This is a genomic window from Xanthomonas sp. 3058, assembly GCF_014199765.1.
GTDB classification, from domain to species: domain Bacteria; phylum Pseudomonadota; class Gammaproteobacteria; order Xanthomonadales; family Xanthomonadaceae; genus Xanthomonas; species Xanthomonas campestris_B.
This window is the reverse complement of the sequence record NZ_JACHOF010000002.1, coordinates 254,530-275,918: the sequence shown is the minus strand read 5'-3', so window position 1 is coordinate 275,918 and position 21,389 is coordinate 254,530. Positions and strand designations below refer to the sequence as shown.

Genomic DNA, 21,389 nt, shown 5'->3' with positions numbered 1-21,389 from the left:
GGACCGACACGGTTGAGAACCGACATGGTGAATGCAACGAGGCGCGCCCGTTTTGCCACCTGGTGCAGCGGCGCACTGATCGCCGTGGTGTTATGGAGCGGGGCGAGTGCGCCAGCCTGGGCACGTGGCGCCGGCGACGCGGGCATCGGACCGCCGGTGCCGCTGTTGTGGAAGGTCGATGGCAAGGGTGGCACGGTCTATCTGCTCGGCTCGTTCCATCTGCTCAAGCCCAGTGATTACCCGCTGTCGCCGGAGGTGATGCAGGCCTTCGCCAAGGCAGATCGGCTGGTGTTCGAATTGCCGCCAGCCGACGCGCAGTCGCCGGAACTGGGCAGCCGCATGCTGCAGGCGGCGCGACGCACCGACGGACGCCGGCTGCAGGACGTGCTGGATGCGAAGACCTGGCAGGCCTTGACGAGGTATGCGCGCAAATACGGCATGTCGATCGACCACCTGCAGCCGCTTGAACCCTGGTTTGTGGCGTTGACCATCAGCCTGGCGCAGATGAGCCGGCAGGGCATGGATCCGAACGCAGGGCTGGACCATTACCTGATGGATCAGGCACAGGCCCGGGGCAAGCCGGCCGATGGGCTGGAGCGTGCCGACGAGCAGATCGCCTTGCTCGATGGCATGTCGCCGACCGAGCAGCATCAGCTGCTGGAAGAGTCGCTGGACGAGGCCGATGCCGGCGATCAGCTCCGCCAACTGCATGCGGCGTGGCGCAACGGCGATGTGCAGACGCTGTCCACGCAGATGGCCGAGGACATGCGGCGACACTATCCGGCGCTGTATCAGGACATCAACGTCGAGCGCAATGCGCGCTGGGTTCCACGTCTTGAGCAACGGCTCGGCAAGGGCAGCGGGACCACGCTGGTGGTGGTCGGTGCGCTGCATCTATTGGGGCGCGATGGTGTGGTGGAGCGCCTGCGTGCACGTGGTTACCACGTGGAGCGTATCTGCTCGGCCTGCGAGAAACCGGCCCGCCGCTGAGGTCTGCCATGCCCGAAGCGCGTCACGCTCCGGGCGCAGCGGTCGCTCATCCGCGATTGCGGGCCTTTCCGGTGGTGCTGCCAGAGGTTCCATGCGTGCCGGTGCCCATCGGGCCGCTGCCCATGCCGCCCGAACCCGGCGGGGTCGGTGGCGTACCGGGGCCGCCCGGACGTCCGAAGCCGGCACCGAAATTGCGCTGGAATTCCTGCCACAGCTCCAGGTTGCGCTCGGTCAGCTGGTTCATCATCGCCCAGGGGGTCTGCCCGAGCAGGTTGCCCATCTGCTGGCGGAACTGTTGCTGCTGGTCCAGGAACACCTGCATGCTGCGCTCCAGGTAGTTGCCCATGAAGCCCTGCAGCGAGTCGCCGTAGAAGCGGATGATCTGACTCAGCAACTGGGTCGACAGCATCGGCTCGCCGTCCTGTTCGCGGTCGGCAATGATCTGGAGCAGCACCGCGCGACTGAGGTCTTCGCCACTCTTGGCGTCGCGCACTTCGAATTCTTCGCCGTCGATGATCAGTTGCCGCACGTCTTCGATGGTGATGTAGCTGGAAATTTCCGTGTCATAGAGACGGCGGTTGGGGTACTTCTTGATGATGCGAAGTCCGGCCATGGAGCGTTCACTCACAACGATAGTGCGCGCAGGATGGCGCACCGCAGCAGCCCTTGCAACAGCCAGAAGGCCTTATTTTCTTAAGCAGACATCAAAAAAATGCTGCGCAGCATGATTTTTAAGGAAATTTCATGCTGCGATGCAAAGTTGCAGCAAACGCTACCATCCCATGTGATGGCCGCCGTTGATATCCAGATTGGAGCCGGTGATCCAGGCGGCCTCTTCGGCGACCAGAAACGCCACCGCATAGGCGATCTCTTCCGGCCGCCCCAGCCGGCCGGTGGGGATGTCGGCGACGATCTTGGCGCGGACTTCCTCCGGCACCGCCATCACCATGTCGGTGGCCACGTAACCGGGCGAGACCGTATTGACGGTCACCCCGAACGCTGCATTTTCGCGCGCCAGGGAAATGGTGAAGCCATGCATGCCGGCCTTGGCTGCGGCGTAGTTGGCCTGGCCGTACTGCCCCTTGAGCCCGTTGATGGAGCTGATCTGGATCACCCGGCCCCAGCCGCGCTTGCGCATGCCTTCGATCACCGGGCGGGTGACGTTGAACACCGAATTGAGGTTGGTGTTGATGACCTCGTGCCACTGCTCGGCGGTCATGCGGTGGAAGGTGGTGTCGCGGGTGATGCCGGCGTTGTTGACCAGCACTTCGATCGGCCCCAGCGAGGCTTCGACGTCGTCGACCAGCGCGCGCGCATGGTCCGACGAGGCCACATCGCCACGAAACAAGGCGAATTCATAGCCCTGCGCCTGCATGCGCTGCTGCCACGCCTGCGCTTTTTCTTCGCTGCGGAAGTTGCTGGCGACCCGATGACCCTGGTCGGCCAGACGCTTGCAGATGGCGGTGCCGATACCGCCGGTGCCGCCGGTGACCAATGCGACGCGAGATGTCATGACGACTCCAAATCGAAAGAAAGCCTGGGAGCACGCCGGGCGCTGGCGCACGCGCCGTCCCGGATGCCGGTTCTGGGAGGCAATTCTAGTCACGCGCGCGCTGTGATGCGCGTCCGCTCGCGTCCTGACTGTGCCTGCGCGGCAGCCGCTGGGGCGAAAAATGCTGCACGGCATGCTGCAGCACCGTGTCGATGCCGGCGTGCCGTGGCAGCGCGGCTGGCAGCTGGCCCAGTGCGGCCCAGGCCGCGTGCAGCGCCGGCAGCGGGTCGGCAGGGTCCAGCGCAGGCGCAGCGTGCGACTTGGACAGCTTGCGGCCCTCCTCATCCAGGATCAGCGGCAGGTGCAGGTAGTGCGGCTGCGGCAGGCCCAGCGCACGCTGCAGCACCAGCTGGCGTGGCGTGGAGTCGAGCAGGTCGGCGCCGCGCACCACATCGGTGACGGCCTGCGCGGCGTCGTCCACCACCACCGCCAGCTGGTACGCCCAGTAGCCATCGGCGCGGCGCAGCACCACGTCGCCCACCTGCGCGTAGACGTCCTGCACCACGCGGCCTTGCAGCCCGTCGTCGAAGCCGACCGGCGCCTGTGGCGACACCCGCAGGCGCACCGCGCGACGGGCGCTGAGCGGTGCCACGCAGGCGTGGTGGATGCCGCCCATGCCTGCCAGGTCGGCACGGCTGCAACTGCATTCGAAGGCCAGCCCTGCGTCCAGCAGCTGGGTGAGCGCGGCGGTGTAGTGCGCGTGCCGATCGGACTGCCGGATGACCGGAAGGTCCGAGGTCAGCCCGAATGCGGCCAGGGTGCGCAGTTGATGGTCGGAGGCGCCCGCTTCGGCGCGGGGCGGGTCGATATCCTCGATGCGCACGCACCACTGCCCGCCGGCATGCCGGGCAAGCAGCCAGCTGCCGAAGGCTGCCAGCAGGGAGCCGAAGTGCAGGGGGCCGGTGGGGGAGGGCGCGAAGCGGCCGCGGTAGGTGGGCGATGGCATGGGCAACTGAATCGTCGGTCAGGTGCTTGCTTGATTTCAAGCGCCAACGGCCGCAAATCCGTTGCAGTTGATTGCACATCAGTGGAGCCAGTGCGCCATGTTCAACCGCATTTTCCTGTTTCTGTTGACCAACTTTGCGGTGTTGATGCTCGCCAGCGTCGTCATGTCGGTGCTGGGCGTCAATCCCGCGCAGATGACCGGCCTGTTGGTGATGGCCGCCATCTTCGGTTTCGGCGGCTCGCTCATTTCGCTGCTGCTGTCCAAGTTCCTGGCCAAGCGCAGCACCGGCGCGCAGGTGATTACCGAGCCACGCACGCCGACCGAGCGCTGGCTGCTGGACACCGTGCGTCGTCAGGCCCAGGCCGCCGGTATCGGCATGCCGGAAGTGGCGGTCTACGAGGGCCCGGAGATCAACGCCTTCGCTACCGGTGCCAACCGCAACAACGCACTGGTGGCGGTCTCCACCGGTTTGCTGCAGAACATGAGCCAGGACGAGGCCGAGGCGGTGCTGGGCCACGAGGTCGCGCACATTGCCAATGGCGACATGGTGACCATGGCGTTGCTGCAGGGCGTGCTCAATACCTTCGTCATCGTGCTGGCGCGCGTGGTCGGCGGGGTGATCGATGCCGCGCTGTCGGGCAACCGTGAGGGCGGGCGCGGCTTCGCGTACTACGTCATCGTGTTCGTGCTGGAGATGGTGTTCGGCCTGTTTGCGACGATGATCGCGATGTGGTTCTCGCGTCACCGCGAATTCCGCGCCGATGCCGGTGGCGCGCACCTGGCTGGGCGCAGCAAGATGATCGCGGCGCTGGAGCGGCTGTCTCTCAATTACGGCCAGAACACCTTGCCTTCGCAGGTGCAGGCCTTCGGGATTTCAGGTGGTGTGGGCGATGGTTTGCGCCGGCTGTTTCTGAGCCACCCACCGTTGCCCGAGCGTATCGCCGCGCTGCGTGCGGGCAACGGTGCTGCGATGTAAGTCGGCTGCCTGCTCGATGCGCGATCGCAACAAAAAACCCGCTGCGTGCGGGTTTTTTGTTGCTCACTCCATCCGGTCTTCACTGCCTGCCAGTGCGGCCTCAGCCGAACTCGTAGTTCATCGCCAAGCCGGTCGGCGCGACGAAGTCGCCCTGCACATAGTCCACCCCGGCACTGAAGAAACTGCTCATCGACTGCGCATCGGCCACGAATTCGGCCACGGTCAGAATGCCGGCCGGCTGCGCGCGTGAGGTGATTTCGCGGATCTTTTCCTGGCTCTCGCGGGCCGAGCCAGCCTCGCCGGTGATGCCGCGATCGAGCTTGAGGAACGCCGGCTGGAAATGCGCCAGCAACTGGAACGAGTCCAGGCCCGAGCCGAATTGTTCCAGCCCGACCTTGCAGCCCATCGCCGACACCGCCGCCAGGAACTGCTGGGCATTGCGCAGATGCGTGAACACCTTCGATTCGGGCGTCTGCAGCCATAGCCGTTCGCCAGGCACGCCGTACACCGCCAACTGCTCGCGGATGGTATCGATCATCTGCGGGTCGGAGAACGAGTTGGGCCCGATCCGCACCAGCAAGTGGGTCGTGTGCCCGGCGCGTTGCCGCTCGCCCAGCTGGCGGATCGCGCGCGCGACCACCCAGCGATCGATCTCGGTGATCAGGTCGTGCTCTTCGGCAATGGCCATGAAAGCGTTCGGCGACATCATCTCGCCGTTGCGTTCCAGGCGCAGGAACGCCTGATACAACTCCAGCGGCTCGCCCTGCAGATTGAGCACCGGCTGGTAATGCAGCACGAAACCATCGCCCGCTAGCGCTTCGCGTAATTGCTCCACCCAGCGCTCGATACGCTCTTCCTCGGCACGGTCGGCTGCGGCCGGGTCGTAGATGCTGATCGCGTTGCCGCCGAGTTCGGTGATGGTGCGCACCGCCTCGGTGCCGCGGTTGAGCACCTGGCCGATGCTGGCGATCTTTTCGCCGATCTGCACCCCGCCAATACTCACCGTGACCGTTGCCGAGCGCACGCCGATGCTGAAGACGTGCTGGGCAAAGGCATCGCGCAGCAACTCTGCCAACGCATGCGTACGCGCGTAATTGCCATCCATCAACAGCGCAAAGCTGTGCTCGCCGAAACGGGCGGCAACGACGCTGGCATCCAGCACGCTGGCCAAGTGGGTGGCCAGGGCAGCAATCAAGGTGTCGGCCGAATCCAGTCCGATCTCGGGCAGGATGCGCGCGTAATGATCCGGCTCGATCAGCAAAAAGCCGGACTGGCCCTCGCTACGACCGGCCCGTGCCACCGCCTGTTCCAGCGCCACCATGAAGGTGGGTCGGTTAAGCAGGCCAGTGACCTGGTCACGCTGACGCAGGTCTTCGACCTCGCGCGCCAGTTCCGGGTCGAACTCTTCGCGGCGTCGGAACACCACCTGGATGCAAGGCTCGCCTTCGTAGGTGGCCGTGGCGAATTCCAGCGTCGCCGGGAAGGTGTCGCCTTCCAGCCGGCGCGCATCCACCTTGTACTGGGCCGGTGGCGGCTCGCCCTTGGACATGGACTTGAGCAATTGCTTGAAATCGTCGACGTACTGCGCGGCGATCATGTCCAGCAGCGACACGCCCTCGACATCGTCGAACGACTCGAAGCCGAACATCTCCAGGTACGCCTCGTTGGCACGGATATGCATGCCTTCGTGCACGTAGGCGATCGGGTCGCGCGAGGAGGCGATCAAGGCGTCGCAACGGCGCTCGGTCTCGCGCATCTGTGCCTCGATGCGGCGCAATCCGCGCCGCGCACGCAGGTCGGCCCATTCCGAGCGCACCAGCGCCAGCAGGTGTTCTGGGCGATGGCGCAGCGCGATCGCGCGGATGCCGTGCGCAGCGGCTTCGATCAACGCGTTCTCTTCGAGCCGCTCGGCCAGCAGGATGATCGGGATGTCCTTGCCGCTGCCGGCGATATGCTGCTGCAGCACCGGCATCGGAATCTGCAGCGCCTGTCCGTGCAGGGCCAGGTCGATCTGGCCGGAGAGCATGCCGACCAGTTCTTCTGGTGTTTGCGGTCGTGACGGACGCACTGCAATGCCGCCGTTGCGCAACGCGGTCACGATCGCCTCCGCGCCTTCGACACTGTCGTCGACGATCATCAAGCGGAGGGTGAGATCTTTGCTTTTTTGCATGCGCTACTTCCTGGAGACTGCGTTTTGTAACGACTAAAAGCCGGTTGCGTCCAGAGTGGATTGGACGCATGTACGGTGGAGACTAGGCGACGCTTCCGGCGGCATGTCCGGACGCCCACGCCCACTGGAAGTTATAGCCGCCCAACCATCCGGTCACATCCAGTACCTCGCCCACGAAGTACAGCCCGGCCACCAGACGCGACTCCATGGTCGCACTTGAGACCTGGTTAGTATCGACCCCGCCAAGGGTTACTTCAGCCGTTCGGTAGCCTTCGGTTCCGCTGGCGATCAGCGAGAAGGCGCCGAGCAGTTCGGCCGCGCTCTGCAATTGCGGTGGGTCCAGCTGGCGCACCGGCTTGTCCGGCAGCCACACCTCGCACAGGCGCTGCGCAAGGCGACGCGGCAGCACATCGGCCAGCACGTTGCGCAACTCGGTGGCGCCGCGTTGGGTTTTCTGTTCGCGCAACCAAGCGGTCGCATCGTGGCCGGGCAGCAGATCCAGGCGCAGGTCGTCGCCCGGTTGCCAGTACGACGAAATCTGCAAAATCGCCGGGCCACTGACCCCGCGATGGGTCAGCAGCATGAAGTTGCGGAAGCTGACCCCGTTGCAGCTGGCCTCAACCGGCAACGCCAGTCCGGACAGATCCTGCAGCCGCTCCTGGTGCTTGCCGCTCAGCGTGAGCGGCACCAGCCCGGCGCGCGTCGGCAACAGCGTGTGGCCGAACTGCTGGGCCAGCGTATAGCCGAAGCCGCTCGCGCCCATGCTCGGAATCGACAGCCCGCCGCTCGCCACGATCAGTGACTGCGCCTGCACGTGTCCCTGGCTGGTCTCCACGGCGAAGCCGTCGCTGCCGCGCTGTACCGATTGCACCTTGCAGTCGGTGCGGATCTGCACGCCCGCCGCGTCGCATTCGTCCAGCAACATGCGCACGATCTGCTTGGACGAGATGTCGCAGAACAGCTGGCCCAGCTCTTTCTCGTGATAGGCGATGCCGTGGCGCTCGACCATCTCCACGAAATCGGCCGGGCTGTAGCGGGCGAGGGCGGACTTGCAGAAGTGCCGGTTGGCCGACAGGAAGTTGCCCGGCGTGGTGCCGGTGTTGGTGAAGTTGCAGCGCCCTCCGCCGGACATCAGGATCTTCTTGCCGACCTTGTTGGCGTGGTCGATCACCAGCACCTGGCGGCCGCGCCGGCCGGCGGTCAGGGCGCTCATCAGGCCTGCCGCGCCGGCGCCGACGACCAGCACGTCGCAACGCGTGTTCATTCGGCCGGCGCTTGCCGCACCATCGGAGTCAGGGTCACGTTGCCCTGGTCGGCCAGCATCTGGACCTCGCCGTCCTGGATGATCACATCGAAGCGCATGCCGCGCTGGATCAGCGCGCCCAGCGCCTCGGTGGCCTGAGCGTCGAGCTCGATCACGCGCAGGTTGCGCTGGCGGCCGAGTGCATTGGCCTGCTTCTTCCACCAGGTTTCGGTGGCCTGGCCGCCGTAGCCGATGACCACCGCCTCGCGCGAGCGGTTGCAGGCCTTGCGCACGCGGCTCTCGTCGGGCTGGCCGAGGTCGATCCACAGATCCGGGTCGCCGGTGTAGTCGCGTCGCCACAGGTCGGGCTCGTCCTCGTTGCTGAGGCCGCGGCCGAATTCCAGGCGGTCGTCGGCAAACAGCGCGAACGCGAGCAGCCGCACCATCAGGCGCTCGTCGGTTTCGGAGGGGTGCTGGGCCAGAGTCAGCGAATGGTTGGCGTAATAGCCGCGGTCCATGTCGCTGATCTGAAGTTCCGCCCTGCGGACGGTGGCGGTAAGAGCCATCAGGATGCCGATTGCAAAGGGCGCTTATGATACGCCCCCGTCCACACGCAGTCAGTTACATGGACTGCAGGGCCAGCCAGCGGTCGAGTTGGGCGGCGAAGGCCTGACGGTCGCGTGCATGCAGAGCCGGCGGCCCGCCAGTGGCAACGCCTGCGCCGCGCAGCTCTTCCAGAAAACTGCGCACCGACAGGCGCTCGTTGATGCTGTTGCTGGTGAATGGTTCGCCGCGCGGGCTGACCGCGCTAGCGCCTGCTTGCAACACGCGCGCGGCCAGCGGGATGTCCTGGGTCACGACCAGGTCGCCGGCGGCGACCCGCTCGGCAATCGCATCGTCGGCCACGTCCGGTCCACCGGGAACCTGCACATTGCGCACGTGCGGCAGGGCCGGTGCCTGCAAATGGTGGTTGGCGACCAGTGTCACCGCGACCCCGGTGCGCGCAGCTGCACGGAAAAGGATGTCGCGGATGACGGTGGGGCAGGCATCGGCATCCACCCAGATCTGCGGTCGCGTTTGGTCTTGAGGCCTATTCATGCAGCAATTGTGACTGGGAAAGAGCCTGACAGACCGTCGGAATCGGCCCGACAGCAAAAGATTTGACGTTAGGTGTCGCTTTTTGGTGAAAACACGAGTACTGTGCACGCACTGTGTTTGCAAGGGTCACCGTGAATCGTGGCCTGGTGCAGCCGGATCGTTACAGATCTCGCTTCATCGTTCCGCTTTACCAACGCCTGCAACTCAGTCTCAGCTCCGGCTTTTCGGACGCTGCGATTTATCCATCTATAGTTCAGGAGTTTGTAAAATGTCAGAAATACGCCAGACCGGTACCGTGAAGTGGTTCAACGATGCCAAGGGCTTCGGCTTCATCACCCCGGAAAGCGGCCCGGACCTGTTTGTGCACTTCCGTGCCATCCAGGGCACCGGCTTCAAGTCGCTGCAGGAAGGCCAGAAGGTCACCTTCGTCGCCGTGCAGGGCCAGAAGGGCATGCAGGCTGACCAGGTGCAGGCGGTCTAATCCGTCTGCAACCTTAAGGTTGCCAAAAAGGCCGGTCGCGCAAGCGACCGGCCTTTTTCATTGGGTGGGATTTTTTCCACCCGTGGGTGTCGGCGTAAGTGGAGGTGTGTCGGTCGCAAGCGCGTGCGGCATCGCCGCTTGAATAGGTAGGATAAGCGCTTTACGCGCGCAGCCCTGCCATGATCACTGTTCACCATCTCAACAATTCCCGTTCCCAGCGCGTGCTGTGGCTGCTCGAAGAGTTGGCATTGCCTTACCAGCTGGTGCGCCATGAGCGCGATCCCAAGACCATGCTGGCGCCGGCCGCGTTGCGTGCCATCCACCCGCTCGGTAAATCTCCTGTCATTGTCGATGGCGAACTGACCGTGGCCGAGTCGGGCGCGATCCTGGACTACCTGACCGAGCGCTACGACACCGAATGCGCGCTGTCGCCACCGCCGCGTCCGTTGGAGTCGCCCGAGCGTTTGCAGTTCCGTTACTGGATGCACTATGCCGAGGGCTCGGCGATGCCGCCGTTGTTGATGACGCTGATCTTCGGGCGCATCCGCAGTGCGCCGATGCCGTTCTTCGCCAAGCCCATTGCCCGCGCAATCGTGGACAAGGCGATGTCGAGTTTTGTCGGTCCGCAACTCAAGCTGCACCTGGACTGGATGGAACAGTCGCTGCAGGCGCGCGAGTGGTTTGCCGGAGAGCGCTTTACCGCTGCCGATATCCAGATGAGCTTTCCGGTGCAGGCTGCGGCGGCGCGAGGAGGCGGGTTGGAGAGCTACCCGCGTCTGCGCGGCTTCCTGGAGAAAATCCAGGCGCGCCCTGCATACCAGGCGGCGCTGAAGAAGGGTGGCCCGTTCGAGCTGTTGGGTAGCAAACCGGCCGCGTGATGCCGGCGGCGGGTGAGCGCGGGTGAGGCCGAGTCCGGCGCAGGTCGCTCCACCTGCCGCCGGCATTGAGCGTTGTATTGGCGACTCCCCAATCCAGACACTCTAATCCCGGCACTGCATCACCCAGCCATTAAGGCGCCCGGCACTGCCGCAGAAACTGCAGCGTGTCGCGCAGCACCGGCGAGCGCTCGGGCGATTTGCGCAGCGCCAGCACGATGCCGAGATGGCCCATGCCCGGGTAGACCTTCAACTCGGCCGTGCCGCCCTTGCGTTGCAAGGCATGCTGCAGCGAGATGCTGTTCTGCAGTTCGACCACGCGGTCGGCGTCGCCGTGCAGCAGCAGCATCGGCGGCTCATCGCCGCCGACGTAGTGCACCGGCTGCGATTGCCGCTGCGCGTCCGGCGCCTGGCCGAAGATTTCGATCAGTTCCGGGTCGTCTATCGGCAGAAAGTCGTACGGACCGGCCAATCCCACCACGCCGCAAAGCTGGCGTGGCTTCATGTCCTGCCGTTGCAACCAGCGCGCGTCGGTGCCCAACAGCGCCGCGATATGCGCGCCGGCCGAGTGCCCCATCACTGCCAGTCGCCCGGGGTCGCCGCCATAAGTGTGCGCATGCCGATAGCTCCAGGCGGTGGCGCTGGCGGCGTCGGACATGAAGCCCTGCAGGCCGACCTGCGGAAACTTGCGATAGTCCGCCACCATCGCCACCACGCCCTGGCGGGCAAGCGCGCGTCCGACCCAGCGATAGTTGCTGCGCGTTCCGTGCTTCCAGGTGCCGCCATAGAAGAACACCACGACCGGCGCATTCACCGCGCCACGTGGCTGATACACGTCCAGCGCCAGCCCATGCGCCGGGTCGAAGACCTGGTTGCGGTGTTCGACCATGCCGTCGCGGCTGGACGCGGCATTGATGCCGCCGAAGAACACGCTGCTGCAGGCGCTCAGCGTCAGCGAGCCGAGTAGCACAATGGCGGGACGAAACCAGCGAGAGACGCGCGAGGGCATAGGCGATGTCGGGTCGGAGGGCAGGGAGTGATAACGGCTTGTACGTCGCCACGGTGTGCAGGACGCGCCTGCTTGGCAGCGCAAAACGAGTAAGGATACGGTGCGGGCGCCACTGCAGATGCGGCCGGACCATGCCGGGTTCACTGCCGGTGGCCTAGGCTTGTGCCATGACAACGTTGCGATTTGATAACCGGCTGCGCCAGCAGTTGCCCGGCGATGCCGAAGAAGGTCCGCGACGCCGCGAGGTGCGCGCTGCCTGGTCCACGGTCGTGCCAACGCCGGTCGCCGCACCGCGCCTGCTTGCGCATTCGGCGGAGGTGGCCCAGCTGCTCGGGCTGGACGCCGCGGAGATCGCCAGTTCACGCTTTGCCCAGGTCGTTGGCGGCAATGCGCTGTATCCAGGCATGCAGCCGTGGGCGGTCAACTATGGCGGGCACCAGTTCGGACATTGGGCAGGCCAGTTGGGCGATGGCCGGGCGATTTCGCTGGGCGAGGCGATCGGGGTCGATGGCGGTCGCTACGAGCTGCAGCTCAAGGGCGCCGGCCCGACGCCTTACTCTCGTGGTGCCGATGGTCGTGCGGTGTTGCGCTCGTCGATACGCGAATTTCTATGCAGCGAAGCGATGCACCATCTGGGCGTGCCGACCACGCGCGCGCTGAGCCTGGTGACCACCGGCGATGCGGTGGTGCGCGACATGTTCTACGACGGCCGCCCGCAACGCGAGCCGGGTGCGATCGTGTGCCGGGTGGCACCGTCGTTCATCCGCTTCGGCAACTTCGAGTTGCCCAATGCGCGCGGCGATCTCGCGCTGTTGCGGCAGTGGGCGGATTTCACCACTGCACGCGATTTCCCGGAGCTGGAAGGTGCCGGCGAGGAGGTGTACGCCGCCTGGTTTGCGCAGGTCTGCGAACGCACCGCGGTGATGGTGGCGCACTGGATGCGGGTGGGGTTCGTGCATGGGGTGATGAACACCGACAACATGTCGATCCTGGGCCTGACCATCGATTACGGCCCGTATGGCTGGGTCGACGATTACGACCCGGACTGGACGCCGAACACCACCGACGCCCAGGGCCGTCGCTACCGTTTCGGCACCCAGCCGCAGGTGGCGTATTGGAACCTGGGCCGTTTGGCGCAGGCGCTGGCGCCGCTGTTCGCCGACCAGGCGCTGTTGCAGCAGGGGCTGGACCGCTTCCGCGATACCTACCTGGCCTGCGACCGCCGCGATACTGCGGCCAAGCTGGGCCTTGCCGAGTGCCGTGACGAGGATCTGGCGTTGATCGACTCCCTGCGCGCGCTGATGCACGACGCCGAGATGGATATGACGTTGACCTTCCGCGGGCTGATCGATCTGTCGCCAGAGCATCCCGCCCCGGAGCTGTTGCGCGAAGCGTTCTACGACGAGGCCAAGCGCCTCGCGCACGCAGCGCAGCTGCAGGAATGGCTGCAGCGCTACGCGGTGCGGTTGCTGCACGACAGCCTGCCGGCTGACCTGCGGCGCGAACGCATGCGCCTGGCCAATCCGCGCTACGTACTGCGCAACTATCTGGCGCAGCAGGCGATCGATCTGGCCGAGCAGGGCGATCCGTCCGGGGTGCAGGAGTTGCTGGAGGTCATGCGTCATCCGTACGACGACCAGCCGGGCCGCGAGGCGTTTGCCGCGCGGCGGCCGGACTGGGCGCGCGATCGCGCCGGCTGCTCGATGCTGTCCTGCAGTTCCTGACGCGCTCAGATGCAGGTATGTCGTAAACGCGGCGGGCCACGCCTACGCAGCCTAGAATAGCCGGGTCCCCACCGGCTACGACGCCACCATCACCATGACCGATTGCAGCCGCTGCGCCGGCACCACTTCTTCCGGACCCAACCACTGGGCAGGCCGGATCCGCGATATCGCCGATTTTCCCAAGCCGGGCATCGTCTTCAAGGACATCACGCCGCTGCTGTCCGATGGCCCGGACTTCGCTTCCGCATTGGACGAAATGGCGCAGCCCTGGCGGACCACGCCGCTGGACGCGGTGTTGGGCATCGAGGCGCGTGGTTTCATCCTGGGTGCTGCGCTGGCGCGCGAGCTGCGCACAGGCTTCGTGCCGGTGCGCAAGCCGGGCAAGCTGCCCGGGCGCACGCTGGTGCAGGAATATGCACTGGAATACGGTACCGATCGCATCGAAATGCACGAAGACGCTTTGCCGCGCGGTGCCCGTGTATTGATTGTCGATGACGTACTCGCCACCGGCGGCACCTTGCGCGCGGCGTTGAGCCTGGCCGCACAGCTGGAGCTGGAAGTGGTCGGCGCGGCGGTGCTGGTGGAGCTGCTGACGCTGAAGGGCCGCGAGAAGTGGGCCGATGACGTACCGTTGCTGGCGACGTTGAGCTACTGATCCAGGCGTCTGGTTGAGCGAGCGTCATGCCGAGCCAGCGTTCTGGCGACATGGATGCGCGAAAATCCGCATCCATGTGGATCGAGCGGCAGGCGTTGCAGCCGCCGCTCGACCGGATCGTCGGCCTCTACCGCTTGCTGGTTACAGCTTGCTGACCCGGAACCGGCGTCCCTTGATCTTGCCCGCGTGCAGATGCGCCAGCGCCTTGGCGACATGCGCGTTGGCGATGGCGACATAGGAGCGGGTGGGGTAGATCGCGATCTTGCCGATCGCCGCGCCGGAAAGTCCGGCTTCGCCGGTCAGCGCGCCGAGGATGTCGCCGGCACGTAGTTTGTCGGTCTTGCCGCCGTCGATGCGCAAGGTGGTCATGGCCGCCTGCGGCAGCTGCGCGGGGCGGGCGGTGGCCAATGGTGCGCGCGACCACTTCAGCGGCTGGCCTTGTTCGGCTTCCAGTGCCTGTGCGCGACCCGTCTCGCGTGAGGCCACCAGGCTGAGTGCCAAGCCGCGCTTGCCGGCGCGCGCGGTGCGGCCGATGCGGTGGCGGTAGGTTTCGGTGTCGGTGGGCAGCTCGTAATTGACCACCGCCGACAGGTCTTCCACGTCCAGCCCGCGCGCGGCCACGTCGCTGGCCACCAGCACGTTGCAGCTGCGATTGACGAAGCGCACCAGCACCTCGTCGCGGTCGCGCTGTTCCATGTCGCCATGCAAGGCCAGCGCGGAGAAGCCGAACTCCTGCAGCGAGCCGGCCACTTCGTCTACTTCCTTGCGGGTATTGCAGAACACCACGCTGGATTCGGGATTGAAGCGCAGCAGCAGCCCGGCGACGGCTTTCTGTCGATAAGTCGGGTCGACTTCGAAGAACTGCTGGTCGATTTCCGGCGCGTTGTCGGCGCCTTCGACGGTGATTTCGATAGGGTCCTTCAGGATCTCGCGCGCCAGCGTGCGGATGATGGCCGGGAAGGTGGCCGAGAACAGCAGGCTCTGACGGTGTTTGTCGCAGCGGCTGGCGATCTCGCGGATGGGTTCTTCGAAGCCCATGTCGAGCATGCGGTCGGCCTCGTCCAGCACCAGCGTGCGCACGCCGCCCAGATGCAGGGCGCGCTTGCGGGCGAGTTCCTGGATACGGCCGGGCGTGCCGACCACCACTTGCGGGTCGTGCGCTTCCAGCGAGGCCAGTTGCGGACCCAGCGGCATGCCGCCGGTGAGCACCACCAGCTTCATGTTGGGAATGCCGGTGGCCAGCTTGCGCAGCTGCTTGCCGACCTGGTCGGCCAGTTCGCGGGTGGGGCACAGCACCAGCGCCTGCGCGCGGGTCAGCGCCGGGTCGAGCTTCTGCAGCAGGCCCAGCCCGAACGCGGCAGTCTTGCCGCTGCCGGTGGGTGCCTGGGCGATGACGTCCAGCCCCTGCAGGATCGGCGGCAGGCTCTGCGCCTGGATGGGAGTAAGGACGGTGTAGCCAAGGGCGTCGATGCCGGGGGCCAGGGCCGGCGACAGCGGCAGCGCGGAGAATTCGTTCATGGCGCATTTTAGCCCGGGATTGGGCATTGGGGATTCGGGATTCGTCACCGCGACAGCCCGCGCTTGTACCAATCCCGAATCCCGAATCCCCAATCCCGTACAATTGCGCCATGCCTTTAATCACTCTGCAAAGCGTCGACTACAGCGTCGGCGGCCCCCTGTTGCTGGAAAAAACCGACCTCACGATCGAGCCGGGCGAGCGTATCGCCCTGATCGGCCGCAACGGCGCCGGCAAATCGACCTTGATGAAACTGATCGCCGGCGAGCTCAGGCCCGATGACGGCGAAGTGCGCGTGCAGCAGGGCGTGCGCATTGCACGGCTGGAGCAGGAGGTGCCGCAGGGCACCGGCGGCAGCGTGTTCGACGTGGTGGCCGATGGCCTGGGCGAACTGGGCCACTGGTTGGCCGAGTTCCATCAGCTCAGCCACGCCGAGGTGTTCGATGCCGATGCGTTCGGCAAGGTGCAGGCCAAGATCGACGCGGCCGATGGGTGGGCGCTGGATCAGCGCGTCACCGAGACCCTGACCAAGCTGGAACTGGACGGCGATGCGGAGTTTGCGCGGCTGTCCGGCGGGATGAAGCGCCGCGTGCTGCTGGCGCGCTCGCTGGTGTCCTCGCCGGATGTGCTGCTGCTGGACGAGCCGACCAACCATCTGGACATCGAGGCGATCGACTGGCTGGAGTCGTTCCTGAAAGGCTGGAGCGGCAGCGTGCTGTTCGTGACCCATGACCGGCGTTTTTTGCGTGCGTTGGCGACGCGCATCGTCGAAATCGACCGTGGTCAGGTCACCAGCTGGCCGGGCGACTGGGCCAATTATGAGCGGCGTCGCGAAGAACGACTCAATGCGCAGGCGCAGGAGAATGCGCGCTTTGACAAGATGCTGGCGCAGGAAGAAATCTGGATCCGGCAGGGCATCAAGGCGCGACGGACCCGCGACGAAGGCCGTGTGCGGCGTCTGGAATCGATGCGCAACGAGCGCGTGCAGCGCCGCGACCTGACCGGCAATGTACGTATGGAAGTCTCGCAAGGCGAGTCCTCCGGCAAGAAGGTGATCGAAGCCAAGGAGGTCGGCTTCGCATTCGGCGCACGCACGATGGTCAAGGACTTTTCGACCATCATCCAGCGTGGCGACCGCATCGGCCTGATCGGTCCCAACGGCAGCGGCAAGACCACCTTGCTCAAGTTGCTGCTGGGCGACCTGCAGGCGCAGCAGGGCGAGATCCGCATCGGCACCAATCTGCAGATCGCCTACTTCGACCAGTACCGTTCCACGCTGCGCGAGGACTGGAGTGCGATCGAAAACGTGGCCGAAGGCCGCGATTTCCTCGAGATCAACGGCAAGCGCAAGCATGTGCATGCGTATCTGCAGGACTTCCTGTTTACGCCCGAACGCGCACGCGCACCGATCACCCGGCTGTCCGGTGGCGAGCGCAATCGTCTGCTGCTGGCGCGGCTGTTCGCACAGCCGTCCAACCTGTTGGTGATGGACGAACCCACCAACGATCTGGACGTGGAAACGCTGGAACTGTTGGAAGAGTTGCTCGGCGAATACACCGGCACCTTGCTGCTGGTCAGCCATGACCGCGACTTCCTCGACAACGTGGTGACCTCCACGCTGGTGATGGAAGGCGAGGGCTTGGTCGGTGATTACGTCGGTGGTTACAGTGATTCGCTGCGTCAGCGTCGCACCCCGGCGCCCAACGCGATGGCGGTGGCCAAGGCATCGGCGACGGCGGCTGCGACTACGCCAGCGGCGCCTGCTGCCGCACCGGCGGAAGCTGCGCCCAAGCGCAAGCTCAGTTACAAGGAGGCGCGCGAGCTGGAGCAGTTGCCGGCCTTGATCGACAGCCTGGAGCAGCAGGTTGCAGCGCTCACCAATGCGATGAACGACCCGGCCTTCTATCAGCGCGACAGCGCCGCGATGGCCGCGCATACCGCCGCGCTGGGCGATGCACAGGCGCAGCTGGATGCGGCGTTCGCGCGCTGGAGCGAACTGGATAGTTGATAGCTCAACCGGCGTACGACTGCGTGCCGGTCTTTTTTTTAGGCGCGGCAAACAAGCATTGCGAGCTGATAGATGACTTGTAGAGCGGCTGCTCTGCGGCTTGGTTGCAGGGTCCTTGCCCGCCCACCATCGCGGGACACGCCGCAAGTACGTCCTTGTAGGCTCTTACGCGGCATCCATGCCGCGTAAGGTCCCGCGACGGTAGGCGGGCAAGGACCAATCGAGAGCGTCGGTGTGCATGGTTGCAAGCAGTGCAATCAGCGCGTTTTTTGGATGACGGTGCGTCCGATCAGCGTCGCAACGCGAGCGAATAACAGGCAGGCTTTCAACGAAGCGACCTACGAACGTTCTGGTGCGGTGAGTGCACCGCGCACTCGACTAACCACGCTTTTGATCGCATCTGAATGTCGCTGCCATTTCCCACATCGCGTCATTTGTGGCCAAGACGTTGCTGCCATCGCTACAGCGTTCGAGAGGTTTTGTTAGCCGCTCTCAGTCGCAAGCACTTGCAGGCGCCACAAATGCCGCAAATGTGAGCCCGCGAGCGGCCCAGGCGGTTGCGGCTTCATCAAGAATATCCAGCAAGGTGTTGCGATCGTTCGGTGCAGTGCGCGCGAGTGCGTCTGCGCCGTTGATCAACAGCGCATAGCCATGTGATGCGGGCAGCCAGGCCAGGTCGCGCAAGGCATCGGAGAGCGCGTCCCAGTTGCGACCGAAGCTGGCCGGGAAATCCAGTTGGATGGCCAGGCGCATCAGCAACATGTGCTTGTCGCTGCAGCTGGCCAGATCCACCCGCAGGATGCGCAGGCCGGCGTCGCGGGCGAGCGCGGCCATGGTGTCCAGATCGTCGGTATCGGATTGATACACCCCGGACTGCTGCGGGTCGGACAGATCCAGTGCGAAGTCGCCTGCGTTCATGGTGCCTGCTCTGGGGTCGGACCCTGGAACGATTTGAAGCTGGCGTAATGATCGTCGCTGTAATACCAGGCTTCGGGCGGCGTGCCGCCGGTAACGATGCGGCGTGCGCCGCGATCGGCGCTGCCGGGTGTGTCGACGGTGTATTCGCGGTAATAGCCGCGCGGACGCTCCGGCAAACGCTGCTCGCGATTGCCGAACACACCACCGTCTTGCGGATGCGGGAACGGTCCGCCGCGCTGGATCAACACGATCGTGGCCAGCGCTTCGGTCGGCAAAAAGGCTGGCAGCCGCGGTAGCTGACGCACCTGTCCGACCGGGGCCGTGGCAGCGATCGGCGCGTTGAGCTGTGGCGCGAATTGCGGCTTGGGCGTCTGCATCACACGTATGCCCCATAACCCGGTGACGAGCAGCACGATGGCGACGATCAGCAGAGCGGGTTTGCGCATGAGGGTGTCCGAAAAACAAGGCATGGAAACGGCAGAGCAAGTATGCCGTTGCGCGACTGTGTCGCGCTTGAACGCGGCCGGGCGAGGGCACGGTTCACGCCCAAGTAACCGGGGCATGGTGCAAGGTGTGCAGCGCACAGGGCACGGCGTGCGATGGAATGAAATTTCCCTACCAAGACCCTTGGGAAGCGCCCCCGTCGTCCCTACCATCTATCCGCAACGCCCGGTCTTCGCCGGGTGACAAGTCCAGGAGACACGCATGGCTTATACCCTTCCGCAGTTGCCCTACGCCTACGACGCGCTGGAACCGAACATCGATGCGCAGACGATGGAAATCCATCACACCAAGCATCACCAGACCTACATCAACAACGTCAACGCGGCGCTGGAAGGAACGGAATACGCCGACCTGCCCGTGGAAGAGCTGGTGTCCAAGCTGAAGAGCCTGCCGGAAAACCTGCAGGGCCCGGTGCGCAACAACGGGGGTGGCCATGCCAACCATTCGCTGTTCTGGACCGTGCTCTCGCCCAATGGCGGCGGCGAGCCCAAGGGCGAGGTCGCCAAGGCGATCGACAAGGACATCGGTGGTTTCGACAAATTCAAGGAAGCCTTCACCAAGGCCGCCATCAGCCGTTTCGGCTCCGGCTGGGCCTGGTTGAGCGTGACCCCGGACAAGAAGCTGGTGGTGGAAAGCACTGCCAACCAGGACAGCCCGCTGTTCGAGGGCAACACCCCGATCCTGGGCCTGGACGTGTGGGAACACGCGTACTACCTGAAATATCAGAACCGTCGCCCGGAATACATCGGCGCGTTCTACAACGCAGTGAACTGGGAAGAAGTCGAGCGCCGCTACCACGCTGCGATCGCCTGAATCTTGAGCTGACGCTGTAACGCAAGAAGGCCGGGAGCGATCCCGGCCTTCTTCGTTTGCATGAGCCAGTGGCACTGAGTGATCTCGGTCGCCAGGTCTGCGCCGAAACTCAGCTCCAGCACGCAGGCTCGTGTCCGCCCGCGCCGTCGATCAGAGCTTGGCGTCGAACTCGCGCGCGTAACCGGTATTGACGATGACCTTCTGCAGCGCGTCGCTGATCTTGATGTTGCCGGCGACGATCTGCTGGGTTTCCGGGCCCATGTTGTCCATGCGCGGCGGGGTGGCGCCCTTGTAGTCGCAGACGCGGCCACCGGCTTCGCGCACCAGCAACACGCCGGCAGCGATATCCCAGGCTTTGACGCCGGCTTCGAAGTACGCGTCGGCGCGGCCGCAGGCCACATAGGCCAGATCCAGCGCGGCAGAGCCGGTGCGACGCACATCTTCGGCCTGGACCAGCAGCGCGTCGACGCACTTCAGCTGCGCGCTGATGCGTGCGCGCTCGCGCGGCGGGAAGCCGGTGTGGACCATTGCGCCTTCCAGATCCTTGCGTTCGGCGATGCGGATGCGACGGTCGTTGAGCACTGCACCGGCGCCCCGGCTGGCAGTGAACAGCTCGTTGCGCAACGGGTCGAAGATCACCGCGTCGGTGGGTTCGCCGTTTTCCACCAGCGCGATCGACACGCAGTAGTGCGGAAACCCGCGCAGATAGTTGCTGGTGCCGTCCAGCGGGTCGATGACCCAGGTGTAGCGGCCACTCTTGCCGCCTTGCACGCCACCTTCTTCGCCGAACACGGCGTACTCGGGGTAGCCGCGCTTGAGTTCCTTGATGATGACCTTCTCGGCGTCGGCATCGACTTCGCTGGCGTAGTCCATGCGGCCCTTCTGCACCACATTGAGCGAATCGAGCTTGTTGATGCCGCGCAACAGCACATTGCCGGCGAGGCGGGCGGCTTTGACCATGACGGTGACGGCGGGTTTCTGCATGGTTAAAGCTCCCGTGAAGGCAGAATCGGAAATGGCGAAGGTAAAAGAGCGGTCCGGCGCGAAAGCCGGCCGCGCAGTTTACCATCTACGGCCAAGCCGCTCTCCAATTCTCTGTTCATGTCCGTCAGTCAGCGCATCCGTTTTGTTCTCGTCGGCACCCAGCATCCAGGCAACATCGGCGCCGCCGCGCGCGCGATGAAGACGATGGGCGTGTCGCGGCTGGTGTTGGTGGCGCCCGAGCGCGCGCTCGACGAAGACGCCTACCGGCGCTCGGCCGGTGCCGAAGACGTGCTCGGCGAGGCGCCGATCTTCGCCACCCTGGCCGAGGCGGTGGCCGATTGCACCTTGGTGATCGGCTGCACCGCGCGTGCGCGGCGGGTGGCGCTGGAAGAGTTGTCGCCGGACGAGGGTGCGCAGCGCGCCTGGGCCAAGGCCGGCGAGCCGGCCGAGGTGGCGTTCGTGTTCGGCCGCGAGCGCACCGGGTTGACCAACGACGAGCTGCAGCTCTGTCATGCCGCCGTGCATATCCCGTCCGACCCGGCGTTCAGTTCGCTCAATCTGGCGGCGGCGGTACAGGTGCTGGCCTATGAGGTGCGGCTGGCGCAGCTGGCGGCGGGCGCGGGCGACCCTTCGCCCGCCGCGGCCACCGGCGGGCTGCGCGAGGGCCCGGCCAGCCATGCGCAACTGGAAGGGATGTTCGGCCAGTTGGGCGAGACCCTGGACGATATCGACTTCCACAAGGGCCGGGCGCCTGAGTCGGCGATGCGCAAACTGCGACGCCTGCTGCTGCGTGCGGAGATGACCGAGCAGGAGGTGCGGCTGATTCGCGGCATCCTGTCCGATGCGCAGCGTATGGCAATGCTGGCAAAACGCGACGCAAGCTGACGTCTGTCACATCTGAACAGATTCGGCTAGGCTGTCGGCGGC

General features: G+C 65.3%; 22 protein-coding genes. 10 read left to right on the top strand and 12 right to left on the bottom strand.

The genetic code is table 11. The features are described 5' to 3' along the window. Window positions 1-24: 24 nt before the first annotated feature. Window positions 25-990, top strand: coding sequence for a TraB/GumN family protein (locus tag GGR61_RS05190; protein ID WP_184620671.1), 966 nt, complete (start codon window positions 25-27; stop codon window positions 988-990). A gap of 46 nt (window positions 991-1,036) precedes the next feature. Here GGR61_RS05190 and phaR read toward each other — a convergent pair whose 3' ends face one another. The 3 genes from phaR to gluQRS form a co-directional block, all read right to left on the bottom strand. Beyond that, window positions 1,037-1,603 (bottom strand): polyhydroxyalkanoate synthesis repressor PhaR, encoded by a 567-nt coding sequence (gene phaR, locus GGR61_RS05185; RefSeq protein ID WP_184409234.1) that lies wholly within the window; start codon window positions 1,601-1,603, stop codon window positions 1,037-1,039. A gap of 159 nt (window positions 1,604-1,762) precedes the next feature. Further along, window positions 1,763-2,503, bottom strand: coding sequence for a beta-ketoacyl-ACP reductase (locus GGR61_RS05180; protein WP_184409235.1), 741 nt, complete (start codon window positions 2,501-2,503; stop codon window positions 1,763-1,765). Window positions 2,504-2,588: 85 nt separating this feature from the next. Continuing rightward, window positions 2,589-3,488: a tRNA glutamyl-Q(34) synthetase GluQRS gene (gene gluQRS, locus GGR61_RS05175; protein ID WP_184620670.1), complete on the bottom strand. Its 900-nt coding sequence runs from the start codon at window positions 3,486-3,488 to the stop codon at window positions 2,589-2,591. A gap of 97 nt (window positions 3,489-3,585) precedes the next feature. Here gluQRS and htpX point away from each other — a divergent pair, with 97 nt between their 5' ends. Continuing rightward, on the top strand, window positions 3,586-4,464 hold the full coding sequence (gene htpX / locus GGR61_RS05170; RefSeq protein WP_184620669.1) for a protease HtpX: 879 nt from the start codon (window positions 3,586-3,588) through the stop codon (window positions 4,462-4,464). A 100-nt stretch (window positions 4,465-4,564) separates the two neighbouring features. Here the strand turns inward: htpX and GGR61_RS05165 are convergent, their stop codons facing one another. From GGR61_RS05165 to GGR61_RS05150, 4 genes are all read right to left on the bottom strand, one after another. After that, a complete protein-coding gene (locus GGR61_RS05165; protein WP_184620668.1) occupies window positions 4,565-6,634 on the bottom strand; it encodes an EAL domain-containing protein in 2,070 nt (689 codons plus the stop codon). A gap of 82 nt (window positions 6,635-6,716) precedes the next feature. After that, a complete protein-coding gene (locus GGR61_RS05160) occupies window positions 6,717-7,898 on the bottom strand; it encodes an NAD(P)/FAD-dependent oxidoreductase (RefSeq protein WP_184409239.1) in 1,182 nt (393 codons plus the stop codon). Beyond that, on the bottom strand, window positions 7,895-8,443 hold the full coding sequence (locus GGR61_RS05155; RefSeq protein WP_184620667.1) for a YaeQ family protein: 549 nt from the start codon (window positions 8,441-8,443) through the stop codon (window positions 7,895-7,897). Before GGR61_RS05155 ends, GGR61_RS05160 begins: the two co-directional genes overlap by 4 nt. Window positions 8,444-8,498: 55 nt before the next feature. Then, window positions 8,499-8,975 (bottom strand): YaiI/YqxD family protein, encoded by a 477-nt coding sequence (locus GGR61_RS05150; protein WP_184620666.1) that lies wholly within the window; start codon window positions 8,973-8,975, stop codon window positions 8,499-8,501. A 268-nt stretch (window positions 8,976-9,243) separates the two neighbouring features. Between GGR61_RS05150 and GGR61_RS05145 the strand changes: the two genes are divergently transcribed. Together GGR61_RS05145 and GGR61_RS05140 are read left to right on the top strand one after the other, a co-directional pair. Beyond that, complete coding sequence (locus tag GGR61_RS05145; protein ID WP_184409242.1) at window positions 9,244-9,456, top strand: cold-shock protein; 213 nt, start codon at window positions 9,244-9,246, stop codon at window positions 9,454-9,456. A 179-nt stretch (window positions 9,457-9,635) separates the two neighbouring features. Beyond that, complete coding sequence (locus GGR61_RS05140) at window positions 9,636-10,334, top strand: glutathione S-transferase (RefSeq protein ID WP_184409243.1); 699 nt, start codon at window positions 9,636-9,638, stop codon at window positions 10,332-10,334. 130 nt (window positions 10,335-10,464) lie between these two features. Here GGR61_RS05140 and GGR61_RS05135 read toward each other — a convergent pair whose 3' ends face one another. Further along, window positions 10,465-11,340, bottom strand: coding sequence for an alpha/beta hydrolase (locus GGR61_RS05135; RefSeq protein ID WP_184620665.1), 876 nt, complete (start codon window positions 11,338-11,340; stop codon window positions 10,465-10,467). 167 nt (window positions 11,341-11,507) lie between these two features. Between GGR61_RS05135 and GGR61_RS05130 the strand changes: the two genes are divergently transcribed. The 3 genes from GGR61_RS05130 (at window position 11,508) to GGR61_RS21065 (ending at window position 13,874) form a co-directional block, all read left to right on the top strand. Beyond that, the gene (locus tag GGR61_RS05130; protein WP_184620664.1) at window positions 11,508-13,064 is read left to right on the top strand and encodes a YdiU family protein; all 1,557 of its coding nucleotides are present in this window, start codon (window positions 11,508-11,510) and stop codon (window positions 13,062-13,064) included. Between the two features lie 94 nt (window positions 13,065-13,158). After that, on the top strand, window positions 13,159-13,719 hold the full coding sequence (locus GGR61_RS05125; RefSeq protein WP_184409246.1) for an adenine phosphoribosyltransferase: 561 nt from the start codon (window positions 13,159-13,161) through the stop codon (window positions 13,717-13,719). Window positions 13,720-13,745: 26 nt separating this feature from the next. Continuing rightward, complete coding sequence (locus tag GGR61_RS21065) at window positions 13,746-13,874, top strand: hypothetical protein (RefSeq protein ID WP_260286903.1); 129 nt, start codon at window positions 13,746-13,748, stop codon at window positions 13,872-13,874. Here GGR61_RS21065 and dbpA read toward each other — a convergent pair. Further along, a complete protein-coding gene (gene dbpA, locus GGR61_RS05120) occupies window positions 13,861-15,237 on the bottom strand; it encodes an ATP-dependent RNA helicase DbpA (RefSeq protein ID WP_184620663.1) in 1,377 nt (458 codons plus the stop codon). The two genes, GGR61_RS21065 and dbpA, sit on opposite strands and share 14 nt — an antisense overlap. Before the next feature lie 110 nt (window positions 15,238-15,347). On the opposite strand from dbpA, the gene GGR61_RS05115 reads away from it, so the two are divergent. Beyond that, window positions 15,348-17,243 carry an ATP-binding cassette domain-containing protein gene (locus tag GGR61_RS05115; protein WP_184620662.1) on the top strand — a complete coding sequence of 632 codons (1,896 nt, stop codon included), beginning with the start codon at window positions 15,348-15,350 and terminating at the stop codon, window positions 17,241-17,243. Window positions 17,244-17,735: 492 nt separating this feature from the next. Here GGR61_RS05115 and GGR61_RS05110 read toward each other — a convergent pair whose 3' ends face one another. Together GGR61_RS05110 and GGR61_RS05105 are read right to left on the bottom strand one after the other, a co-directional pair. After that, window positions 17,736-18,161 carry a barstar family protein gene (locus GGR61_RS05110; RefSeq protein WP_184620661.1) on the bottom strand — a complete coding sequence of 142 codons (426 nt, stop codon included), beginning with the start codon at window positions 18,159-18,161 and terminating at the stop codon, window positions 17,736-17,738. Continuing rightward, window positions 18,158-18,607 carry a ribonuclease gene (locus GGR61_RS05105; RefSeq protein ID WP_184620660.1) on the bottom strand — a complete coding sequence of 150 codons (450 nt, stop codon included), beginning with the start codon at window positions 18,605-18,607 and terminating at the stop codon, window positions 18,158-18,160. The genes GGR61_RS05110 and GGR61_RS05105 overlap by 4 nt, the downstream gene beginning before the upstream one ends. A gap of 259 nt (window positions 18,608-18,866) precedes the next feature. Between GGR61_RS05105 and GGR61_RS05100 the strand changes: the two genes are divergently transcribed. Then, complete coding sequence (locus GGR61_RS05100; protein WP_184408067.1) at window positions 18,867-19,478, top strand: superoxide dismutase; 612 nt, start codon at window positions 18,867-18,869, stop codon at window positions 19,476-19,478. Between the two features lie 150 nt (window positions 19,479-19,628). Here GGR61_RS05100 and GGR61_RS05095 read toward each other — a convergent pair whose 3' ends face one another. Beyond that, entirely contained in the window at window positions 19,629-20,462 is an 834-nt protein-coding gene (locus GGR61_RS05095; RefSeq protein WP_184408068.1) for an inositol monophosphatase family protein, read from the bottom strand. Window positions 20,463-20,579: 117 nt separating this feature from the next. On the opposite strand from GGR61_RS05095, the gene GGR61_RS05090 reads away from it, so the two are divergent. Continuing rightward, window positions 20,580-21,347 (top strand): RNA methyltransferase, encoded by a 768-nt coding sequence (locus GGR61_RS05090; RefSeq protein ID WP_184620659.1) that lies wholly within the window; start codon window positions 20,580-20,582, stop codon window positions 21,345-21,347. The last annotated feature ends 42 nt before the right edge of the window (window positions 21,348-21,389 follow it).

Bases quoted from the DNA above. Each gene is read 5' to 3' on its own strand.
- GGR61_RS05190 (WP_184620671.1), top strand. From the start codon at position 25: ATGGTGAATGCAACGAGGCGCGCCCGTTTTGCCACCTGGTGCAGCGGC.
- phaR (WP_184409234.1), bottom strand. From the start codon at position 1,603: ATGGCCGGACTTCGCATCATCAAGAAGTACCCCAACCGCCGTCTCTAT.
- GGR61_RS05180 (WP_184409235.1), bottom strand. From the start codon at position 2,503: ATGACATCTCGCGTCGCATTGGTCACCGGCGGCACCGGCGGTATCGGC.
- gluQRS (WP_184620670.1), bottom strand. From the start codon at position 3,488: ATGCCATCGCCCACCTACCGCGGCCGCTTCGCGCCCTCCCCCACCGGC.
- htpX (WP_184620669.1), top strand. From the start codon at position 3,586: ATGTTCAACCGCATTTTCCTGTTTCTGTTGACCAACTTTGCGGTGTTG.
- GGR61_RS05165 (WP_184620668.1), bottom strand. From the start codon at position 6,634: ATGCAAAAAAGCAAAGATCTCACCCTCCGCTTGATGATCGTCGACGAC.
- GGR61_RS05160 (WP_184409239.1), bottom strand. From the start codon at position 7,898: ATGAACACGCGTTGCGACGTGCTGGTCGTCGGCGCCGGCGCGGCAGGC.
- GGR61_RS05155 (WP_184620667.1), bottom strand. From the start codon at position 8,443: ATGGCTCTTACCGCCACCGTCCGCAGGGCGGAACTTCAGATCAGCGAC.
- GGR61_RS05150 (WP_184620666.1), bottom strand. From the start codon at position 8,975: ATGAATAGGCCTCAAGACCAAACGCGACCGCAGATCTGGGTGGATGCC.
- GGR61_RS05145 (WP_184409242.1), top strand. From the start codon at position 9,244: ATGTCAGAAATACGCCAGACCGGTACCGTGAAGTGGTTCAACGATGCC.
- GGR61_RS05140 (WP_184409243.1), top strand. From the start codon at position 9,636: ATGATCACTGTTCACCATCTCAACAATTCCCGTTCCCAGCGCGTGCTG.
- GGR61_RS05135 (WP_184620665.1), bottom strand. From the start codon at position 11,340: ATGCCCTCGCGCGTCTCTCGCTGGTTTCGTCCCGCCATTGTGCTACTC.
- GGR61_RS05130 (WP_184620664.1), top strand. From the start codon at position 11,508: ATGACAACGTTGCGATTTGATAACCGGCTGCGCCAGCAGTTGCCCGGC.
- GGR61_RS05125 (WP_184409246.1), top strand. From the start codon at position 13,159: ATGACCGATTGCAGCCGCTGCGCCGGCACCACTTCTTCCGGACCCAAC.
- GGR61_RS21065 (WP_260286903.1), top strand. From the start codon at position 13,746: ATGCCGAGCCAGCGTTCTGGCGACATGGATGCGCGAAAATCCGCATCC.
- dbpA (WP_184620663.1), bottom strand. From the start codon at position 15,237: ATGAACGAATTCTCCGCGCTGCCGCTGTCGCCGGCCCTGGCCCCCGGC.
- GGR61_RS05115 (WP_184620662.1), top strand. From the start codon at position 15,348: ATGCCTTTAATCACTCTGCAAAGCGTCGACTACAGCGTCGGCGGCCCC.
- GGR61_RS05110 (WP_184620661.1), bottom strand. From the start codon at position 18,161: ATGAACGCAGGCGACTTCGCACTGGATCTGTCCGACCCGCAGCAGTCC.
- GGR61_RS05105 (WP_184620660.1), bottom strand. From the start codon at position 18,607: ATGCGCAAACCCGCTCTGCTGATCGTCGCCATCGTGCTGCTCGTCACC.
- GGR61_RS05100 (WP_184408067.1), top strand. From the start codon at position 18,867: ATGGCTTATACCCTTCCGCAGTTGCCCTACGCCTACGACGCGCTGGAA.
- GGR61_RS05095 (WP_184408068.1), bottom strand. From the start codon at position 20,462: ATGCAGAAACCCGCCGTCACCGTCATGGTCAAAGCCGCCCGCCTCGCC.
- GGR61_RS05090 (WP_184620659.1), top strand. From the start codon at position 20,580: ATGTCCGTCAGTCAGCGCATCCGTTTTGTTCTCGTCGGCACCCAGCAT.